The 17,704-nt window shown below is 47.6% G+C and carries 21 protein-coding genes; 10 read left to right on the forward strand and 11 right to left on the reverse strand.

Features of this window, described 5'->3' with window-relative positions; genetic code table 11:
• Positions 1-4: 4 nt before the first annotated feature.
• Positions 5-1,702 carry a nitrate/nitrite two-component system sensor histidine kinase NarQ gene (gene narQ, locus C9I99_RS20045; RefSeq protein WP_107350605.1) on the reverse strand — a complete coding sequence of 566 codons (1,698 nt, stop codon included), beginning with the start codon at positions 1,700-1,702 and terminating at the stop codon, positions 5-7.
• A gap of 383 nt (positions 1,703-2,085) precedes the next feature.
• Between narQ and napF the strand changes: the two genes are divergently transcribed.
• The 6 genes from napF to C9I99_RS20075 all read left to right on the forward strand — a co-directional run bounded on the left by napF (position 2,086) and on the right by C9I99_RS20075 (position 6,648).
• Positions 2,086-2,577, forward strand: a complete 492-nt coding sequence (gene napF, locus C9I99_RS20050) for a ferredoxin-type protein NapF (RefSeq protein ID WP_107350606.1) — start codon at positions 2,086-2,088, stop codon at positions 2,575-2,577.
• Between the two features lie 2 nt (positions 2,578-2,579).
• Entirely contained in the window at positions 2,580-2,852 is a 273-nt protein-coding gene (locus C9I99_RS20055) for a chaperone NapD (protein WP_107350607.1), read from the forward strand.
• Entirely contained in the window at positions 2,849-5,335 is a 2,487-nt protein-coding gene (gene napA / locus C9I99_RS20060; protein ID WP_107350608.1) for a periplasmic nitrate reductase subunit alpha, read from the forward strand. The genes C9I99_RS20055 and napA overlap by 4 nt, the downstream gene beginning before the upstream one ends.
• Positions 5,336-5,423: 88 nt before the next feature.
• Positions 5,424-5,891, forward strand: coding sequence for a nitrate reductase cytochrome c-type subunit (locus C9I99_RS20065; RefSeq protein WP_107350609.1), 468 nt, complete (start codon positions 5,424-5,426; stop codon positions 5,889-5,891).
• A 26-nt stretch (positions 5,892-5,917) separates the two neighbouring features.
• Entirely contained in the window at positions 5,918-6,493 is a 576-nt protein-coding gene (locus C9I99_RS20070; protein WP_107350610.1) for a NapC/NirT family cytochrome c, read from the forward strand.
• 20 nt (positions 6,494-6,513) lie between these two features.
• On the forward strand, positions 6,514-6,648 hold the full coding sequence (locus tag C9I99_RS20075; RefSeq protein WP_107350611.1) for a TIGR02808 family protein: 135 nt from the start codon (positions 6,514-6,516) through the stop codon (positions 6,646-6,648).
• Between the two features lie 51 nt (positions 6,649-6,699).
• Here C9I99_RS20075 and C9I99_RS20080 read toward each other — a convergent pair whose 3' ends face one another.
• From C9I99_RS20080 to C9I99_RS20090, 3 genes are all read right to left on the reverse strand, one after another.
• Complete coding sequence (locus tag C9I99_RS20080) at positions 6,700-6,903, reverse strand: hypothetical protein (protein ID WP_107350612.1); 204 nt, start codon at positions 6,901-6,903, stop codon at positions 6,700-6,702.
• A gap of 76 nt (positions 6,904-6,979) precedes the next feature.
• Entirely contained in the window at positions 6,980-7,444 is a 465-nt protein-coding gene (locus C9I99_RS20085) for a DUF1499 domain-containing protein (RefSeq protein ID WP_243734657.1), read from the reverse strand.
• Positions 7,445-7,463: 19 nt separating this feature from the next.
• Positions 7,464-7,817 carry a DUF2956 domain-containing protein gene (locus C9I99_RS20090; protein ID WP_107350613.1) on the reverse strand — a complete coding sequence of 118 codons (354 nt, stop codon included), beginning with the start codon at positions 7,815-7,817 and terminating at the stop codon, positions 7,464-7,466.
• Between the two features lie 497 nt (positions 7,818-8,314).
• On the opposite strand from C9I99_RS20090, the gene C9I99_RS20095 reads away from it, so the two are divergent.
• Both C9I99_RS20095 and C9I99_RS20100 read left to right on the forward strand, forming a co-directional pair.
• The gene (locus C9I99_RS20095) at positions 8,315-8,785 is read left to right on the forward strand and encodes a DUF2919 domain-containing protein (RefSeq protein WP_107350614.1); all 471 of its coding nucleotides are present in this window, start codon (positions 8,315-8,317) and stop codon (positions 8,783-8,785) included.
• Positions 8,782-9,192 carry a hypothetical protein gene (locus tag C9I99_RS20100; RefSeq protein WP_107350615.1) on the forward strand — a complete coding sequence of 137 codons (411 nt, stop codon included), beginning with the start codon at positions 8,782-8,784 and terminating at the stop codon, positions 9,190-9,192. Before C9I99_RS20095 ends, C9I99_RS20100 begins: the two co-directional genes overlap by 4 nt.
• Before the next feature lie 69 nt (positions 9,193-9,261).
• Here the strand turns inward: C9I99_RS20100 and C9I99_RS20105 are convergent, their stop codons facing one another.
• Entirely contained in the window at positions 9,262-9,576 is a 315-nt protein-coding gene (locus C9I99_RS20105; protein ID WP_107350616.1) for a hypothetical protein, read from the reverse strand.
• A 334-nt stretch (positions 9,577-9,910) separates the two neighbouring features.
• Between C9I99_RS20105 and C9I99_RS20110 the strand changes: the two genes are divergently transcribed.
• A complete protein-coding gene (locus C9I99_RS20110) occupies positions 9,911-10,807 on the forward strand; it encodes a Dyp-type peroxidase (protein WP_107350617.1) in 897 nt (298 codons plus the stop codon).
• Positions 10,808-10,925: 118 nt separating this feature from the next.
• Here the strand turns inward: C9I99_RS20110 and C9I99_RS27585 are convergent, their stop codons facing one another.
• The 6 genes from C9I99_RS27585 to cysZ form a co-directional block, all read right to left on the reverse strand.
• Complete coding sequence (locus C9I99_RS27585; protein WP_280523314.1) at positions 10,926-11,054, reverse strand: hypothetical protein; 129 nt, start codon at positions 11,052-11,054, stop codon at positions 10,926-10,928.
• 2 nt (positions 11,055-11,056) lie between these two features.
• On the reverse strand, positions 11,057-11,566 hold the full coding sequence (gene crr / locus C9I99_RS20115; protein ID WP_107350618.1) for a PTS glucose transporter subunit IIA: 510 nt from the start codon (positions 11,564-11,566) through the stop codon (positions 11,057-11,059).
• A 40-nt stretch (positions 11,567-11,606) separates the two neighbouring features.
• Positions 11,607-13,334 carry a phosphoenolpyruvate-protein phosphotransferase PtsI gene (ptsI, locus tag C9I99_RS20120; protein WP_107350619.1) on the reverse strand — a complete coding sequence of 576 codons (1,728 nt, stop codon included), beginning with the start codon at positions 13,332-13,334 and terminating at the stop codon, positions 11,607-11,609.
• A gap of 54 nt (positions 13,335-13,388) precedes the next feature.
• Positions 13,389-13,646 (reverse strand): HPr family phosphocarrier protein, encoded by a 258-nt coding sequence (locus tag C9I99_RS20125; RefSeq protein WP_107350620.1) that lies wholly within the window; start codon positions 13,644-13,646, stop codon positions 13,389-13,391.
• 313 nt (positions 13,647-13,959) lie between these two features.
• Positions 13,960-14,928, reverse strand: a complete 969-nt coding sequence (gene cysK / locus C9I99_RS20130) for a cysteine synthase A (RefSeq protein ID WP_107350621.1) — start codon at positions 14,926-14,928, stop codon at positions 13,960-13,962.
• Positions 14,929-15,202: 274 nt separating this feature from the next.
• Entirely contained in the window at positions 15,203-15,976 is a 774-nt protein-coding gene (cysZ, locus tag C9I99_RS20135) for a sulfate transporter CysZ (protein ID WP_107350622.1), read from the reverse strand.
• Positions 15,977-16,408: 432 nt separating this feature from the next.
• On the opposite strand from cysZ, the gene zipA reads away from it, so the two are divergent.
• Complete coding sequence (gene zipA / locus C9I99_RS20140; protein ID WP_107350623.1) at positions 16,409-17,584, forward strand: cell division protein ZipA; 1,176 nt, start codon at positions 16,409-16,411, stop codon at positions 17,582-17,584.
• The last annotated feature ends 120 nt before the right edge of the window (positions 17,585-17,704 follow it).

Here is a 17,704-nt window from a genome sequence, read left to right on the forward strand (position 1 = left end):
ATTATTATCCTTGGAATTCAGGCTGAAACTGAAGAGTGATTTCACAGCCCGCCCCCTTGGTTGTATTTATTTCCAGATTACCTAACAGGCGTGAGGCCCGTTCGGTCATAATTGCTAGGCCGTAGTGATTGAGTTTTTCACTGGCCGGATCAAAACCAATCCCATCATCGCTGATTTTGATCGTTACTGTGTCCAATTCCTGCTGGCAGGTGACGATGATTTCGTCAGCCTGCGCATGTTTTATCGCATTGAGCACCGCTTCCCTGATCAATTGCAGCAAGTGCACCTGATGGTGGGCATCCAGACTCAGCGATGAAAGTTGGTTATCAATGAGCACTAAAGCATGACTTTGTTCTTCTAATGGTTTTAGCATTTCTACCAATGCTTCACCAAAGTTTGCTTCTTTGATTGTGAGGCGGAAGGTACTTAGGAGTTCCCTTAACTGGGTATAAGCCCCTGAAAGTCCGTTGTCTATGTCGCTGATGATGGCCTTAGCCTGGTTTTGGTCCTCTTGCCCTTGCTGCCTTTTTAGCAAGGCTACCTGGATTTTCAAGTAAGACAGTGACTGGGCGAGGGAGTCGTGCAACTCGCGTGCAATCGTTGCCCGCTCTTCCATCAATAATAATTGTTCCGATTGTTTCTGTGCCCGATTGTAGTAGATCCCCCGCGCCAAAGTATGGGAAAGGTTTTCAATCAAGTTCTTATCAGGGCAGGGAAGGGTATCTTGCCACCACAACTGCCCGAGCACTTGGCCGTCGAGTTCTAGATCATGGTAATGCCAGTTATTGCCCGATGGCTGTCCTGCGATGATTTCGGTGTTGTTGCCAGTGCTTTCTTCGATGATCAGCTTGGCGGCGGTCAACCCTTCAATATCAAGCAGGGTCTCGAGCATCACGGCAAAGTTTTTGGTGCTCAGGCGGCTTTGTGATAACTCTTGCGAACAATCATACAGTACTTGCAGAGAATCATTGGCCTGGCGGAGACGGCGGGTTTTTTCATCGACCTTCATCTCCAGGTTGCGATAGAGCTTGCCAAGTTCTGCCGCCATGGTGGTGAAGGTGCCAGCTAATATCCCCAGTTCATTATCACTTTTGACATCGAGGGTGAGGTCGAATTTACCTTCCTGTATCTGCTCGCTGGCCGTGACCATTTGATTGAGCGGGGTAACGATTTTCCGCTGGGTAAAGTGGATGGTGAACAGCGCGGCAATCAGGATCAAGCTCAAGCCAAGGCCCCCCACGACCGAGAGCACCTGTAATTTGATAATTGAAAATTCTTGTAACTCGTAGACAAATTGATCGATCCGGTCGACAAAATTGACAACTTCACTGAGAAACAAGCGTTCATTGCCATTATGTAACAAGGGGTGCAGATCTTCCCAGCGGCCAATCAAGTTGTAGTAATGCTTTTTGATATTGGTTGGTACCGTCCAATGTTCGAGCGCAGCCATAGACGGCGAGAACAATGATTTTTCGAACATATCCAAATGGACGTTGAGCTGGGGGGATTGGGTCTGGATATCATAGGCTAATCGGTAGCTTTGCATCCTCAGTGAGCCGGAGACATTCACTGCCTCTGCATCATTCAAACTCGACGCGAGGGTCAGCAAGGCAAAGCTGGTTGTGACCACAGAAAGAAGCAAGATGGCCAGCATAGCTCTGGCAATCGTAGTCGTGACGGGCTTTAGAGGCCTATTTTTCACAAATTTTCCTTTTAAATCGTTACCTTAAAGATGAAGAGAGAGCATTTTTCTATTTATTTCTGTTCTATATTTAACAGATAACTGGTGATCTTTAGTGCGATTGGAGTAAAAGCTAACCACACCAAGGAAAGCTTGGCTTTTTTATATTGAGAGGGTGCGCATTTAAATTTATTGATCCAAGACAAATTTCACCCCTAATTAGCCCTTACTAGGTATTTAAGCATTTATTACGGGATTTACACTTGTCGTGTAAAAAAATGACAGCTTGTGATTATTTGTTGTAAGTCATTCAAGCCGTTTATAGGTACACCTTTGCGTTTATAGCCAAGCTGCTGCCCGTAATCACTATTTTTATTAATAATATTTTACGAAGGACTGAGTCAATGTTTGATCGTTCCCGTCGTCGGTTACTGACACGGCGTCGCAAGCCTGACCTGCAGCGAATGCCCTGGGTGGTGGACGAAGAGACGTTCACCGATACCTGTACCCGGTGCAACAAGTGTATCAACGCGTGTGAAACACAGATTATTGCCAAAGGCGACGGTGGGTTTCCTGCTGTCGACTTTCAGCGTGGTGAATGCACATTCTGTTACCGCTGTGCCGATGCGTGTCCCGAGCCCTTGTTTCAGTCGAAATCAGAGCAGCCATGGCCTTTGGTGGCGCAAGTTAATGAGGGTTGTCTTGCCCAGCAGAATATTGAGTGCCGAAGCTGCGGCGATGCGTGTGAGGTAATGGCTATCCGGTTCAGGCTGCAAGTGGGCGGTGTCGCCCGGCCTGAACTGGATACGTCAACCTGCACAGGATGTGGCGGGTGTGTGTCGGTATGCCCGGCATCGGCGATCACCATGGTGAGTCACAATAACGAAGAGAATTAGCGATGGCATTACAAGAAGTACACATTTCCAGCTTGGTTGTTCATGTAAAGCCGGCGTATCTGACCTCGGTTAAAGAGCAGATCGCAGCAATGCCGAATGCAGAAATTTACGGCGACAGTGAAGAAGGGAAGGTCATCGTGGTTCTGGAAACTGAAAACCAGGGCTATGTGACGGATACCATAGATAAAATTAATAACTTAGAACACGTTTTAACCACGTTTTTAGTGTATCACCAAATCGAACAGTTCGACTCGCAATCTGAGGAAGATTCATGAAAATGACAAGACGCGCGTTTGTAAAAGCAAACGCCGCTGCATCGGCAGCAGCTGTGGCGGGGATCTCGCTGCCGGCATCTGCAACTAACTTAATCGTTAGTTCTGACGAAACCAAAATTAAGTGGGATAAAGCGCCTTGTCGTTTTTGTGGTACAGGTTGTTCAGTGCTTGTGGGTACGCAGAATGGTCGCGTTGTGGCCACTCAGGGTGATCCTGAAGCCCCTGTTAACAAGGGCTTGAACTGCATCAAGGGTTACTTCCTATCAAAAATCATGTACGGCAAGGATCGTCTGCAGACACCGATGCTGCGTATGAAAGACGGCAAGTTCCATAAAGATGGCGACTTCCAGCCTGTTTCTTGGGATCAAGCGTTCGATGTGATGGCTGAAAAATGGAAAGCAGCACTGAAGAAGCACGGTCCTTCGGGTGTCGGTATGTTTGGCTCGGGCCAATGGACGGTAATGGAAGGTTATGCCGCATCGAAAATGATGAAGGCCGGCTTCCGTTCTAACAACATTGACCCGAATGCACGCCACTGCATGGCATCTGCGGTTGTGGGCTTTATGCGTACCTTTGGTATCGATGAGCCGATGGGATGTTACGACGATTTCGAAAATGCTGACTCCTTTGTGCTTTGGGGTTCAAACATGGCGGAAATGCACCCGGTGCTATGGACCCGCCTGACTGACCGCCGCCTGAGCAACCCACATGTTAAAGTTAATGTGTTATCGACGTATTACCACCGCTCGTTTGAACTTGCAGACAACGGCATGATCTTCGAACCGCAGACCGACCTTGCGATTGGTAACTTCATTGCTAACTACATCATCCAGAATGATGCGGTTAACTGGGAGTTTGTGAACAAGCACACTAACTTCAAGCGTGCTGATACCGATATCGGTTACGGCCTGCGTGACGAAGACCCACGTCAGCAGAAAGCGAAGAATGCCAATTCCGGTGCCATGCACGCGATGACATTCGACGAGTACAAGGCTTCTGTTGCCGAGTACACGGTAGAAAAAGCCGCTGAGATGTCGGGTGTGCCACAAGAGAAGCTGATTGAGCTGGCAAAACAATATGCCGATCCTAAGACCAAGGTGATGTCACTGTGGACCATGGGTATGAACCAGCACACCCGTGGTGTATGGATGAACAGCTTGGTTTATAACATCCACTTGCTAACCGGTAAGATTTCTCAGCCGGGTAACAGCCCATTCTCGCTAACCGGTCAGCCATCAGCGTGTGGTACTGCCCGTGAAGTGGGTACTTTTGCCCACCGTCTACCCGCTGACATGGTGGTGGCAAACCCTAAGCACCGTGCGATTGCAGAGAAAATCTGGAAACTGCCTGAAGGTACGATTCCACCAAAACCAGGCTACCATGCTGTCCTGCATGACCGTATGCTGAAAGACGGCAAGATGAATGCCTACTGGGTAATGTGTAACAACAATATGCAGGCTGGCCCAAACATTAACGAAGAGCGCCTGCCGGGTTACCGTAATCCTGAGAACTTCATCGTATGTTCAGACCCGTATCCGACAGCGACAGCCCAGGCCGCTGACCTTGTTCTGCCAACCGCAATGTGGGTAGAGAAAGAAGGTGCCTACGGTAACGCAGAGCGTCGTACCCAGGCTTGGTACCAGCAGGTTGAGACCCAAGGTGAATCAAAATCTGACCTTTGGCAGATCATGGAGTTCTCCAAGCGTTTCACCGTCGAGGAAGTGTGGGGCGAAGAACTACTGGCCAAAGCACCGCAGTACCGTGGCAAGACCATGTACGACATGCTGTTTAAAAATGGTCAGATCGACAAGTTCCCGCTTTCCGATGCACAGCCGTTGAATGATGATGCCAAAGCACAGGGCTTCTACGTACAGAAAGGCCTGTTCGAAGAATACGCGGCATTCGGTCGTGGTAAAGCGCATGACTTGGCCCCTTACGATACCTACCATCAGGTTCGAGGTCTGCGTTGGCCGGTGATCGATGGCAAGGAAACGAAATGGCGTTTCTCTGAAGGCCATGACTCATATGTACCGGCAGGTGAAGGCTTCCGTTTCTACGGCCACAAAGACGGCAAGGCAAACATTATCTTTGCACCGTTTGAGCCAGCGCCGGAAGTGCCTGATGAAGAATATGACCTATGGATGTCAACCGGGCGCGTGCTTGAACACTGGCATACCGGTACCATGACTCGTCGTGTTCCTGAGCTGTACAAAGCGGTACCGGATGCACTGTGTTATCTCCACCCGGACGATGCCGAATCTCGCGGCCTGCGTCGCGGAGATGAAGTGCTGGTTGCTTCTCGCCGAGGTGAAGTGCGCTGTCGAGTTGAGACCCGTGGTCGTAACCGCCCGCCAGTGGGCTTGGTATTTATCCCATTCTTTGATGCCCGTATTTTGGTGAACAAGCTGATTCTGGATGCGACGGATCCATTGTCGAAGCAGACAGACTTCAAGAAGTGTCCTGTGAAGATCACCAAAGTATAAATAGCAACACATTGAACAGGTTGGTTGTCTGGCTGCTTGCCGGACAGCCCTACCTTGACCTGATTTTAGCCGATAGGCGGAGAATACAATGAAACGATTAGTTCTAGCAGTAATGGCATTGGGCATGGTGCTGGCCGGTACTGTGCATAGTGCAGAAGAGCTGCAAAACCCAGGCGGTATCGGTGGCCTTGAGTCGCTGCGTGGTGCCAGTGAGCTGGAGGCTACCCGTGCTGCGGATCCAATGAAACGCTACCCACGCGACCAAGGTACGATCGATAGCGATTATGTGTACCAGCCGCCGTTGGTACCACACACGATCCGCAACTATGAAGTGTCGAAAAATGCGAATAAATGCCTGGCATGTCATAGCTGGAAAAATGCCAATGAAATGGGCGCGACCAAGATCAGCGTAACGCACTATCAGTCACCGCGTGAAGGCCAGGTACTGTCCGATGTGTCACCTGCTCGCTACTTCTGTCTACAGTGCCACGTGCCACAAGCGGATGCGAAGCCGTTGGTTGAAAATGATTTTGAGCGTGTCGACGCACTGCGTTAATTAGCCAGTTTAAAGAGAGGCTATCAATGAAAATGTTAAAAACCTTTTGGCGTAGGTTTACCTCACCAAGTAAGGTCGCAGTGGGTCTGGTGCTATTTATGGGCTTCATGGGCGGTTTGCTGTTCTGGGGGGCGTTTAACACCGGTATGGAAGCAACCAACACCGAAGAGTTCTGTGCAGGCTGCCATGCCCCGATTGTAAAAGAGATCCGGGAAACGGTTCACTTTGCTAACCGCTCAGGGGTTCGTGCAATTTGTTCAGACTGTCATGTACCGCATAATTGGACCGATAAAATTGTTCGTAAGGTTCAGGCATCGAAAGAGCTGGTGGCCCACGCGATGGGGACAATTGATACTCAAGAGAAATTCGAAGAGCGGCGGGGTTATCTTGCTAACCGGGAATGGCACAGGATGAAAGAAAATGATTCGCAGGAGTGTCGTAACTGTCATGAATTCGAATACATGGACTTCTCCGAGCAGGGTAGCCGCAGTGCGAAACAGCACTCAACGGCCCTGGCATCCGGTGATAAAACGTGTGTAGATTGTCATAAAGGTATTGCCCATAAATTGCCTGATATGTCGGGTATCGAAGGCTGGCAGTAAGCTGCAGATAAGGAGAAACCATGAGTACATTAGAGTCCATCTTCTGGCATGTACTGGGCTATGCGGCCATGCCTGTCATTATCCTGTCTGGCTTCGCGGCTGTAGCGGTGATTTGTATCATGCTATTGTCGCTAGGTAAGGATAAAAATATCTAGAGGCATACCCAGCCTTTGAAAATCAAAGCCATGCTGTTCAGCATGGCTTTTTTATTGCTTGCTGTACTGATGATAAAGGCCGATAGCAATCACGGCCAACCAGATGCTGTCGATGAGGAGCCAAGAGGCTAAGTGGCTTGAGAGGGCTGAAACGTCAGCAGCTCCCAGCAATAAGAGGATGGCTTCAAGTCCCTGCACCAATAGCATGGTTAGCAGCCCCAATAAACAGAACAACAAATAACTGGCGACGCTCATTGTGATCCTCCATCAGGGTATTGTTCTGATTTTAGATCTAAATGATAATCACTTGCAATTAGTTTCAGCTCTGCTGCTATTTATGGCTAAGGTACCCTGCCTTTTCCAGCATAGCCCGGAAGCTATCAGCGCGATTGCGGTTAACCCCGAAATCGGAATAGCCGATACGGGATTCGGAACGGACCACAAGTTGGTTGGCTTGCTTTTTAACCTCGAAATCATCGACAAACTGGAAAACCTTACTGGTACATTCTACCCGGAAATAATGGTCTGTCTTTGTGGCAAGCGAGGCACCAGGAAGAGAAAGTGCCATCTCTTCAATATGTTGCCATTGCTCAATGCCTTCGCTGCTGAGGATGAAAGGGGCCAAGTTATGCTCTTCTCGGGAATCCAGCGTACTGACGCAATTAGGCTTTCCTCCGCAGGGCTGGTTCACTTTTGCTGTCCCGCTATGTGAAGCAGAGTCTGGGCTGCCACATCCCGTCAACAGAGCGAGCATGGTTATGAAGGGAATAAAACGAAAACGATGTTGTTTATTCATCCGTGAGTCCTTGTTAGATTTAACCGAATTGAAGGTAACCTATAAAGCCCAGCCAAGAGGCAACCAGCAATAGCCAAGGCAACCAAGATTGTTTATTTGCGGCCTCTTGCTGCGGTACGGTGTGCTCTGCAGTTACGGGCTCAATGTCTTGGGCCTGGGTGCGGTCTCTGGTTTGTTTCTTGCGTAGCTTGTCGCGTTCACGGGCTTTGGCTTTTTGCTGTTTTTTGTACTGCTCGATACCGTGCTGGATCCCCTGAGCAATAAGTTTAGTCTGCTCTTTGGTCTGTCCAGGCTTTTGGGTCGAACGAGCAATTTTCATTGCTTCTGCTTGGGTTTCTGGGGACGGGGTCCCTTGGGGGGGCTTGTTTGCCATCGTTAATCTTATCCATCATATTCGTTGGCTGGATTATACCGCCGACAACACCAATTAGCACATTTCTGTCATTTTTATCCTTCTAAAGAGGTAGGAATCTTACAGAGCCTGAACGAATAATGAACAGGTCGAAATTTGTATTAATATCCATTAACATAATGAATATTAATAGATATTCGGTAAATTGTTAGAGTTTGAGCATATTTATTTCTGATGTGATTTCTGTAATAAAACTAGAAAAATGGCCGTTCTCATCCCACAGAACGTGATCTTACCTACAAGATGAATGTTCAAATAGTGCGTTGAACCACAGAAATTACCACTTCGGGTGGTAGTTGTGGGCAGATAGATTAAGGTGTGCCTAGTACTGAACAGTGTTGTTATATCGGCTCCCGAAGATAAAATCATGGTCATCACAGCCAAAGATACAATTGGCTATTGAAATACCATGGTGAAACCTCCATTGCATATTAAGCAGTGAGATACAGGGAAAAGAAGTGTTATATCCGATAGAAGCCTACGACAAGCATGGCTTGTTGAAACCATCAGCCATGTTGTGGTTATGCTGGTTGTTCAGTGCCAAAGGCTGGGTGATTTTCGTTATGGCGGGCGCAAGCCGCCAGCAAGGGGCCCAAGTCTTAGAGATTTTGTATCCATTGCGAGAGAACTTATATCTGGCAATGCTGTTGGGTCTTCCGGCACTTATCTATATGTGGATGGCTGGATACCGACACAAAAATAAAAAATTAATAAATTTTGTATGGCAGCAAGGGAAAGGGATCCTACTGCTGACTTATACAACAGATAGTGTTTTGCAAATGTATCAGTTGATGTTGACCCATGGGGCCTTCAGCTGGACCCGAGCGGTCAGCCTACTGCTGACATTCTGGCTTGGAGGGTACCTGCTTAGAAGCTCTAGGGTCAGAAATACATTTGCGGACAAGCCCGTAGAGAGGTACGTACAATGAATGATTGGGGTAAAGGGTTGGTGCTGTTTAGCGCACTGTTGAGCCCGTTAGCCATGGCCGATTGGCTATTAGATGTGAATTTTGAACTGACGGGTGCGACAGGTAGCACTCAGTCGGTAAATACCTCGCTGTCATTATTACCGGGAGAAGAGACCGTCTTCTTTGGTAGCAACATTGATAGTGAAGATAGCAGCCGAGAATTAGTCGGCAGCGCCGAGTTGCTGGAAGTGTCGGCGGAAGAAGTTAAGATCGCGTTCAAGGTTCAGGAGCGGCTTGATGACGGCGGTTGGCGTACACTGGTATCACCAACGCTATCTACAGGTTTAAATGCCCCAACAATGTTTGAAGGGCTGGATAATAGCGGTGATCAGCAAGTGAAGCTTCAGGTAGAAGTGACATCGGTATAAGCGCTAAATACGACTTTTTCATATTCAAAAGCCCGCAATTTTTGCGGGCTTTTTGCTGTTTGTCATACCTTAAACCGCAGTATCTAGCACCTTACCGTTGCCAGTCCCCGGATCGGGGGTAATGTTCTGGCTATAGAAATCAGGCTTGCTGGGGCGGTGTTCATCAATAGCATCAGCCACTTTTTTTTTGATGATCAAGCGGTGTTCTTGGGTTTGGGCTTTGTTGTCGGCCGAGATAACGGCTGTATCAGGATCCTTCTTCGGATCTTCTTTGAATTTATTCGTACTTTGTTGGTGAATATCAACCAGCTTTTGTGTTTGCTTCGCTTGGTAAAGGGGGCCTGCCACGTCTTTAGCCGGAAATGATGATGAACTTATTTCCATGATCTTATCCTTGTTATTGGTTTGAGCTAATGTGTTGTGCTTGTATATGTTTCACCCCATCATAGCAGGTTAAAATAGACAAAAATTGAACAATTCAGGGCTCTTCAGCGTTTATATAATCAGCCTGGGTAAGTGGATGATTGGGCTGTACCAGTAATAGTTGATATAACCGTTGACGATATACGCATTTACCCTATTGATTTGTAGAAGGTAATCTCACTCAGCTGACAATGATCAATTTTCCATAAAGCATTCTCGTTATACTTTGAGCATCATAATGCTGTATACCTTAGTCGTTTGGGGATCAGCGACGATAATAAGTTAGGAGAAAAATATGGCTACGGCACAACCTTTGATTTTGCCTGAAGCAGGACCATTTGCATTGTATGTTGTCATGAAGGCAACAGGTGATACCAAGGCGCTTGTTGAGCGCTGCCAGCAAGTTCACTCTCTGGTTGATGAGATCAACAGCCAGCAGCCGGGTGCTGAGCTAAGAGCCAGTATTGCTTTTGGTAAAGCGTTCTGGACCTCACTGGAAAAAGGCTCGCCTGCCGAGTTTGAGGACTTTGCCCCGCTAGGTGAAGGAGAAGTTACTGCTCCGGCAACCGGTGGCGATGTGCTGCTGCACCTTAACTCAAGCCGCCATGACTTGAATTTCTACTTATTGCGCCAGTTTATTTCGCCTATTGCTGAGCATGTCGAGGTGCTGGATGAAACCTATGGTTTCAAGTACCTTGATTCGCGTGATATGACCGACTTCGTTGATGGCACCGAGAATCCGAAGACGCTAGAAGCGCGCCAGGATGTTGCACTGATCAAAGAGGGTGACTTTGCCGGTGGCAGCTTTGTGATGCTGCAGCGCTTTGTCCACAACCTACCTGCCTGGAACCGTTTGAATATTCAGGCACAGGAGAAAGTAGTCGGTCGTACTAAGCCTGATTCTATCGAATTGGAAGATGTGCCGGCAGCCTCACACGTGGGCCGTGTGGATATCAAGGAAGAAGGCAAGGGCCTGAAGATTGTTCGCCATAGCCTGCCATATGGCTCTGTAAGCGGCGATCACGGCTTGCTGTTCATTGCATACTGTCACACTCAGCATAACTTCAGAGCGATGCTGGAGAGCATGTACGGCCACACAGACGGCAAGACCGATCAGTTGCTGCGTTTTACGACTGCGGTAACTGGTGCTTACTTCTTTGCACCTTCAGTCGAGATGCTTAATTCGCTATAAGATAGCGGCTAAAGGCTATTGGCACTAGGCGATAGGTAGGAGCTTGGTGCTGGGAAAAATGAATGAGGGAGGTAATGTTTGTATTGCCTCCTTTTTTATTGACTCTATTTTCTTAAACCTAGACTACTTGAATCGCCAATCGCCAATCGCCAATCGCCAATCGCCAATCGCCAATCGCCAATCGCCAATCGCCAGATAAACAAAAAGCGCCGCCCGAGGGCAGCGCTTTTGGCAAAGATTGAAACAATCTTACTTCTTGATGCGAAGAACTGGAGTTTCACCCACAGTTGTTGCGCCAGAAAGTTTGTTCAGCTCTTTGATTTCGTCCATGTTAGAGATAACAACTGGAGTAAGAGTTGATTTCGCTTTCTCTTCTAGAAGTGCTAGATCGAATTCGATGATAGTGTCACCAACTTTAACTGTTTGGCCTTCCTCAGCGATGCGAGTGAAGCCTTCACCTTTCAGTTCAACAGTGTCGATACCGAAGTGAACGAAAAGCTCGATGCCGTCGTCAGACTCGATAGAGAAAGCGTGGTTAGTTTCGAAGATTTTGCCGATAGTACCGTTTACTGGTGCAACCATTTTGTTGCCAGCAGGTTTGATAGCGATACCGTCACCAACGATTTTCTCTGCGAAAACAACATCTGGCACATCTTCGATGTTTACGATTTCACCAGAAAGTGGTGCAATGATTTCGATAGCACCAACTTCAGTGTTGTCATCAGAAACCAGCTTCTTTAATTTGTCAAACAGACCCATATCGTTGCTCCTAAGCGTTTTTATTCTATCTGCAGCTATATTAGCAGATGGTCTTTTCTGCGATGAATTTTTCTACGTGAGCTTCAATTTCAGCAGCAGTAGGCATAGCAAGTGCTTGCTCAGCCATTGCTTTAACATCAGCAAAATTAGCGTTGCGGATAATTTTCTTAATGCGTGGAATCGAAATTCCGCTCATGCTGAATTCGTCCAAGCCCATACCTAGAAGTAGTAGGGTTGCACGCTCATCACCCGCTAGCTCGCCACACATACCTGTCCACTTGCCTTCTTTGTGAGAAGCATCGATAACTTGCTTGATCACGGTTAGGACTGCAGGTGATAGTGGGTTGTAAAGGTGAGAAATCAGCTCATTACCACGGTCAACAGCAAGAGTATACTGGGTTAAGTCGTTAGTACCAATACTAAAGAACTCAACTTCTTTTGCCAGGTGGTGAGCGATTGCTGCTGCGGCTGGTGTTTCAACCATCACACCGATTTCGATGTTTTCGTCGAATGCCAAACCTTCAGAGCGAAGCTCTGCTTTGTATTCTTCAATCGCAGCTTTCAGTTCACGGATTTCCTCAACAGAGATAATCATCGGGAACATGATGCGAATTTTGCCGTGTGCAGATGCACGTAGGATACCGCGTAGCTGGTCACGTAGGATTTCGCGACGATCAAGGCTGATACGAACCGCACGCCAGCCTAGGAATGGGTTCATTTCTTGTGGCAGATCCATGTACGGTAGATCTTTGTCACCACCGATATCCATTGTACGGATGATCACTGGCTCGCCATGCATTGCTTCAGCAACGTCTTTGTATGCAGCGTACTGCTCTTCCTCGGTAGGAAGCGCGTCACGGTCCATGAATAGGAACTCGGTACGGTACAGGCCAACACCTTCACCGCCGTTACGGTTAATACCGTCACAGTCTTTTACTGTACCGATGTTACCGCAGACTTCTACTTGCTTGCCGTCAAGGGTGATAGCTGGCAAATCTTTCAGTTTTGCTAGCTCTTCTTTCTCGGCAATGTTTGCGTCACGGATCGCTTTGAATTGGGTTACTTCAGCGTCAGATGGGTTGATAACAACCTTATTGTTGATTGCATCAAGAATTAGCATATCGCCATTCTTAACCTGAGCTGTGATGTCATTTGTACCTACGATAGCAGGTAGCTCTAGAGAACGGGCCATGATAGAGGTGTGCGAAGTGCGACCACCGATATCAGTGATGAAGCCAAGTACGTAATCTAGGTTGATTTGCGCAGTTTCAGAAGGTGTCAGGTCGTTAGCAACCAGGATAACTTCTTCGTTGATAGCGCTTAGGTTGACGATGCTGATACCTAGTGCGTTTTTCACAAAACGGTTACCGATATCGCGAATGTCGGTAGCACGCTCTTTTAGGTATTCATCATCCAATGACTCAAGCGTTGCTGCTTGCTCTTCGATAATGCTGTAGATAGCAAGATCAGCAGAGGCATTGTTTTCTTTAATGAAGGCTATGATTTCTTCTTCTAGCTCTTCATCTTCCAGCAACATGATATGGCCTTCAAAGATGGCTTCCTTCTCTTCACCGAAGGTCACACGTGCTTTTTCTTTGATAACTTCTAGTTGCTCAGAAGATTTTTTTCGAGCGTCGAAGAAACGCTGAATTTCGCTCTCAACTTGGTCCGCAGTAATTGGCGTTTTGTTAAGAACAACCGCTTCTTCCTGCAAAAGTAGTGCTTTACCAAAAGCAATACCAGGAGATGCCAGGATACCTGAAATCATAGCCTTACCTTAAAATATACTTGAAACTAGGGGAAGTAATAAACAGACTGCGTATTAGTGCAGTTCATCCATTAGAGCAACTAGGTGGTCAACAGCTTGTTGAGCCTGAGTGCCTTCAGCAGCGATTGTTACTACTGTGCCTTTTACTAGACCTAGAGTCTGAAGCTTGAATAGGCTCTTAGCGCTTGCGCTTTTGCCGTTTGAAGTCACTGTGATGTCAGCGTCGAAAGCTTTTGCTTCTTTAACGAACTGAGCCGCTGGACGAGTGTGTAGACCGTTTTCTGCAGTGATCTCAACTTGCTTCTGATACATTTTTCACCCCGATATAGATATTATTTATTTAATATTAACGTAACTGAAAGTAAGCTTAACCTGTTTACGCTAAGCTCGCTAACTGGGATTATAAACTACCCAACAGTTCGGTGTTTGAGATTAATCCAAGTCAATTTTTAGTGACTTTTCTCACTTTTCCAACTTCGGCCAGTTTGTTTTTTGACCTTTTATTTTGAAGCTAGAAATAAAACACAACGGATTTATATTAAAGCTTCGGTCAAAATGCAACAAAAAAGCCCCCCTAAGGGAGGCTTTTGGGTCACAATCGGAGTGGTAACACCGAAAAGTGTGATCACTGTTGGGTTTCTTTGTCCGTGAAGATACCGGCAAACAGTGCTGATGATAGGTAGCGTTCAGCTGAACTTGGTAGCACTACAACAATGTTTTTGCCGGCAAATTCTGGGCGTTCTGCGATGCGATTGGCTGCTACTACTGCTGCCCCAGAAGAAATACCAGCCAAGATGCCTTCTTCTTCCATTAGGCGGCGTGCCATATCAATTGCATCTTCCGAACTTACGCGCTCAACTTCATCAATGAGATCAAGCTCAAGGTTGCCAGGAATAAAGCCCGCACCAATACCTTGGATTTTGTGAGGAGCCGGTTTGATTTCATCGCCATTAAGCGCTTGCGTGATGACAGGGGATTCACTTGGCTCAACCGCAACGGTCGTAATCGCTTTGCCTTTTTGCTGTTTGATGTAGCGGCTAACACCGGTCAGCGTACCGCCAGTGCCGACACCTGACACGAATACATCGATTTCGCCATCGGTCGCATCCCAAATTTCAGGACCGGTTGTTTTTTCGTGGATTTCAGGGTTAGCTGGGTTGTTGAATTGCTGAAGCAACAGGTATTTTTCAGGGTTGGAAGCGACAATTTCCTCTGCCTTCTCAATAGCACCTTTCATACCTTTTGGTGCTTCGGTCAGAACAAGGTTTGCCCCCAGTGCTTTTAGTAGCTTACGGCGCTCAAGGCTCATGCTCTCTGGCATGGTTAGCGTTAGCTTATAACCACGGGCTGAAGCAACAAACGCAAGAGCAATACCTGTGTTACCACTCGTTGGTTCAACAAGCTCGACACCTTCTTTCAAAATACCTTTCTTTTCGGCGTCCCAAATCATATTGGCACCGATACGACATTTAACGCTGAAGCTAGGGTTACGGGCTTCAACCTTAGCCAAGACGTTTCCTTTACTAACTCGGTTAAGGCGAACGAGCGGAGTGTTACCAATTGTCAGGGAGTTATCTTCGTAGATCTTGCTCATTATTGTCGTTCCTTCGTAACGCGTTTAAAAACATAAGACACGTTAAGCATAACCCGTAAAAGATGTTTGCAAAGTAATTTGTAGTTATATCTTATTGTTATATGGGGCTGCTAGGAATGAGAAACTGGTTTCTAGAGGGAATAGTGGAAAAACAGGAAGAGCGGGATCCTCGTTCCTAGGACGAGAGTCAATTGGAAGTAGCCGTTTGACCCAGAGCCCAGAGCCCAGAGCTCTCTAGGAACTAGGTTCTAGGATCTAGGATCTAGCCCCATAATTAATAGTGACGGTGCTGCTCGCGGTAGTGGTCAACCCACATGGCGGTTGCGCCACAAACGGCAACTGGCATCACGAACAAATTGACGATAGGGGTCATGGTGCACACCATAACTAAACTACCAAAGCTCAAAGATGTACCGCGCTTGGTTTTCAGTGCGTCGCGCATTGTCGTGAAAGGAACTTTGTGGTTGTCGAATGGGTAATCGGCGTACTGGATACTCATCATCCAGGCACTGAACAAGAACCACAGTACCGGACCGACAGTCTGGCCAACGGCAGGGATCCACAGCAAAATGAATAGCCCGATAGCTTTGGGCAGGTAATATTTCAACTTGATCCACTCGCGGTGCATGATCCGCGGAAAATCTTTCATCACGCCTGTGATCCCAGTATCTGGTGCTTTCTGGCCAGTTAGCTTGGCTTCGAGGTGCTCGGCGAGTAGGCCATTGAAAGGTGCGGCGATCCAGTTGGCTATTGTGCTGAACAGATAGGAGAAGGTAACTAAGGTCGCTATGGCAAGCAGTGGCCACAGCAGGTAAGAAAGCCAGTCGAGCCAACTGGGCAACTGGTTCATCCAACCGTCAATCCATGTACCTAGCTGGCTTAATACCAAGCCAAATGCCGTACCGAACAGTACGATATTAATCAGTAGAGGAAGCAGCACGAAACGTCGCGTGCCTGGCTGGGTTGCTAGCGAAATTCCACGAAAGAAATAACCGGCACCACTCAACGGGGCTGAAAGTTGGGGGTGGGGCTGCCGGGATGATTGCATATAGGCTCCTTGGCAAGTAATCAGAATGCAGACAGAGATGATCAGTGTTGGCAATGATAGTAACGGTGATTAATGGCTATAAGCAAATTAGCGCCGCTCAGAGTCGGGCGAATGACGTTAAAAACGGTCAAAGCTTGTTCATTTTTGTGCTCGGTAGCACTATCTTGCACGAATAACGACATTCACCTTCTCATTCTGAATTGAGTTTTGATACATTAGAGCAAAGTTAAGTCCATAATGAATGTTGTAAACGACTTCACTGAAGGGCTGTCGTTGGCTTTTTAATTTGCACTTTATTGTCATAGTGTCATGTCAGTCTGTGATAAAAAGTGCAAAGCTAAGTAGTTGAGGTTACACACTGGCTTGCCAGAGGGTGTAATCCAGATGTTGATTTGCCCGGTCATGGGTTACAAGTAAATTCAGAGTGTTCATATGCAGGAATTGCGTCTGGTTCTTATTATTGTCGGTGCGCTCGCTATAGCAGGGTTGTTGCTCCACGGATTGTGGAGTAGTCGGAAGGAAAAGCCTGCAAAATTTGGTGAGAAGCCACTGGGTAAGTTGAACAAGGCTTCCCGAGATTCGGAAGGTTTTGATAAGGATGGTGTAGGTAGTGTCAGGGTCGTCGGCTCTGAAAATGTGCCAGCGGAAGCGCCTCGTCAGGAAAGGAAAGAGCCAGAATTGCACTTTGGTGCGAAGCTGGAGGCTGATCCGTTATTGGACGGACAAGCTAAAGCGGCTCCTGTGCCAGAGGTCAAGAACACGCCGATGGAAGAGCCCACGGCTGAAAAAGTGGCAGCACCTGCGACTACAGATAACCTTGCGCCAGCTGAACCACAAGCCGTGAAACAAGAACAGATTAAGCAGCAGCCTAGCATTAAGGCCGCTGAAAAAGTCGAGCCTGTATTAAATGTGGAAACGGCTGAGCATGTAACTTTCGATGAAAGCGCCTCGATTGAGTCCATCGAAAGTTCTCAGCAAGCTGCCCAGCACACGCCTAGCGTAAATGGGGCAGAACCGGCTATTGCAACCTCGGAGCCAACAAGCGTTGCTGAAACGGTTGCCTCCGTAGAAACAGCTAAAAGCGCTGAAATAGCAGAGCCAGCGGTGTTTGAACCAACGGTTGAACCTATCTTAGACGTCGAAGAGACATTGCCGGTTGAGCAGCCCGAGCTGCCGCCAGTGGAAGCCGAAGTGCTTCCTCCCGACTACTTGGTATTGAACGTTCATTCTCGTAACGGTGAGATGTTCCGTGGCAGCCGATTATTTAATGCCTTTGAGCAGAACCACCTGATTTTTGGTGAAAACTCAGTTTATCACCGGCATGTCGATGCGGTAGGTACTGGACCCGCTATCTTTAGCGTAACCAATATGGTTCATCCGGCTCACTTCCCTGAAGGTGGCAGTGATAGTTTCGAGACTCCAGGAGTGGCGTTCTACTTGATGCTACCGGCTGAGGTTGGCCGAGCGGATCAGAACTTCAACTTGATGCTACAAACTGTTCAGCGTATTGCTGATAGCCTTGGTGGTGATGTGCTTGATCATGAACGTAATCTGATCACTCCGCACCGGATCAGCGGCTATCGTGATAAGGCGCAACGCTATAGCTAGCAATTAGTTATAGTCACATTGAGCGGAACGAATACAAATTGGCCCCTTTATACGTCTTGGTATAAGGGGCCTTGTTTTTTATATCCTTTTTTTCTAGCTAACCCCCAGAGGGTAAAGCGA

Source organism: Photobacterium lutimaris (genome assembly GCF_003025555.1).
In the GTDB taxonomy this organism is placed as follows: domain Bacteria; phylum Pseudomonadota; class Gammaproteobacteria; order Enterobacterales; family Vibrionaceae; genus Photobacterium; species Photobacterium lutimaris.